We start from the raw sequence: 2,401 nt of genomic DNA, 5'->3' as shown, positions 1-2,401 counted from the left end.
CCAACAGAGCCCCACGGTGGTCCACCCCCGCGGCGGTAAGGTCCTCGGCGCTGGTGTCGGTGACTTCAACGAGGAACTGGTCGCGCACGGTGCGGAAGAACCGCTCGATCTTGCCGCGGCCCTGCGGTTATCCGGCTAATCGGTGTCGATCTTGGTGCGTGGACGCGGGCGTGGTCAGCTATCGGGTTTGGCTGGAGCGGTTTAGCTTTCGGAGTTGCTCTTCGTGGCGGCGGGTATTGGCGGCAATGGCTTCCAGGGCGAGGCGCAGTTGCTCGATTTGGACTTGTAGTCCGGTGAGAGTGAGCGCGTCGCGGCCGTGTTGGCGGTGTTCTTCGACGATGGCGCGTAGTTCGGGGCGTCGGTAGAGAGTGGCGCGGCCGATACCGGCGTGGGCGGCTACGGCGTCGAAGGTGACGTCGTCGCCGGTGGTGAGCAGGTGCCGGCAGGCCTGTTCGACGCGGACGGCGGGTTCGTCGGTCACGGCGTGTCCGTTCGGTTCATCAGCTTGTCGAGGCGTTCGACGAGGCGGCGGTGACGGCTTGCTTCGTCGCCCCAGCCGCGGCCGTCAGCGTCGGCAGCGAGAGCAGCTGCATCGGCGCGTTGGGCGGCGAGGATGGGCAGGAAGGTCGATTCGGTGCGGAAGTTCGGGCAGTGCTCGCAGATGTTGGCGTAGGCGCAGGTTCCTTGGGCCTGGGTGCGCAGGCAGTATCCGCCGGCCATGCGAGCCTTGATCGTCGGGGTGTCTTTCCAGTCGGTGGCACCGCCGCCGCTGATGTCGCTGATCGGCAGTTGGGTCCGCTGCGGCAGCACCGGCCCGATACGGGACTTGGCGAGAGTGAGTGCGCGCTCGTATTCGACGCGGACGGTTTCGTCGAAGAGCCGACCATAGCGCAGGCTCATCTCCGCCGAGACGTGTCCGAGCATGGCCATCAGCGCCTGCAGCGACACCCCGGAGTTGATCAGGGCGGTGGCGTAGGTGTGCCGAAGTTGGTGTGGTGTAACCGATTTCAAGCCTGCTTCGGTGGCGGCGCGGATGAGTTCGTTGCGCAGGGTGTCGACGGAGATCCGGCGCCCTTGGTGGGTGAGCAGGAACTCGACCGGTTTGCCGCTGCGGGGGTGCGGCAACGGTCGACCCGGTGAGCGGTGCGCGACGATGCGGTCAACGAGGTCGAGGGTCTCCTCGTCGATAGGGACCATCCGCTCGGTGTCGAGCTTGCCCAGCGGAACCTTCAACCAGGACCCGGCGCCGGGAACCTCGTGCACGCAGTCCAGTTCCAGGTCGAGCAGCTCGCCGATGCGCATCCCGGTGGCGCGTAGCAGCAGCAACGCGTCGGCGCGCAGCCGGTTCGGTGAAGCGTGCAGCGCGGCCGACAGCTGCCGGTCGGCGTCGGGGGGCAGGTAGCGGGGCAACGCCCGGGGCAGTCGTGGGACATCGCGCGCGAACACGAGTTTGCGGCCGGGCGCCGCGGCCCAGCCCCACTCGTTGATGTCGTCGATCAAACGCCCGACGGTCAGGATCCGTGAGCGCCGCTCGGAGGCCGACAGCACCGCGCCGGTGCGCGGGTTGCGCGCGGCGGCCACCGCAGCCAGATACGGCTCGATGTGGCGTTGCCGGTCCAGGCCCGCCAGCGAGGCCAGCGTCTGATCGACCTCGGTGAGGAGCCGCGCGAAGTGCCCGAGGCGGCCGGCCATATGGAGCACGGTCGAGCGAGTGCGGGTGCCTGACGCGCATTCCAGGTAGGCCACCAGTGAATCAGCCAATCCTGCTGGGACACCGGCGAAGTGACGCCGCCACGGCCAACGCAGGTGGGCGGTGTTCTTCGCGGTCGGGGTGACCTGCCCGTCCAGGTGGTAGAGCACACCGCGGGTGGCCTGCAGCGCGGTGCGGTAGTGCTTGAGCCGCCGCCCGTCCGCTCGTTCGCGGGCGGTGATCGCCGCGTCGAACTCGGCGATATCGGCGTCGCTGAGCTCGTTGAGCGAGCCGCCGGTCTGGATCAGCATGCGCACCGCGACCTGGCTGGCCAGCCCGGCTGCGTTCTGGGGCGAGTAGCCTAATTCGGTTGCCGCGGAAAGGAATCGGGTCAGATCACCGGCCAACGGGCTGGCGTGTGCCTCCCGCAGGATGGCGGGCAGCTTGCGTTCGAGCAGATAGTCGTAGCCCGGGCGCAGGTATCCGGCCAGCATTAGATGGTTCAGCAGCGGCCGCACCGCCGAACCGGCCGACAGTCGCACCGGCAGTGGCTGTTCAGCCCACACCTGCGGATCGGGCCAGCATCTCAGGAAGGCGCGGGCAGCGCCCAGGAATGATCGGTTCCCCGCCCCGCGGGCGGCCAACGCGCCACGGTAGCTCTCGAACAGTTCCGGCCCCCGCGGCAGCGGCCGCGCCGCGGCGCCACTACCG

General features: G+C 68.8%; 2 protein-coding genes and 1 pseudogene. All 3 read right to left on the bottom strand.

Features of this window, described 5'->3' with window-relative positions; all coding sequences use genetic code 11:
- A pseudogene (locus WA944_RS22595) lies at positions 1-127 on the bottom strand (hypothetical protein); the annotation flags it as partial.
- A gap of 51 nt (positions 128-178) precedes the next feature.
- Positions 179-481 carry a hypothetical protein gene (locus tag WA944_RS22590; protein ID WP_526611012.1) on the bottom strand — a complete coding sequence of 101 codons (303 nt, stop codon included), beginning with the start codon at positions 479-481 and terminating at the stop codon, positions 179-181.
- The coding region (locus WA944_RS22585) for a site-specific integrase (protein ID WP_526647369.1) at positions 478-2,401 on the bottom strand (1,924 nt) is incomplete at its 5' end. The genes WA944_RS22585 and WA944_RS22590, both read right to left, overlap by 4 nt.

The organism is Mycobacterium sp., assembly GCF_049683355.1.
In the GTDB taxonomy this organism is placed as follows: domain Bacteria; phylum Actinomycetota; class Actinomycetes; order Mycobacteriales; family Mycobacteriaceae; genus Mycobacterium.
Note: the sequence above shows the minus strand (reverse complement) of the source record. Positions and strands in the feature narration are given on the sequence as shown.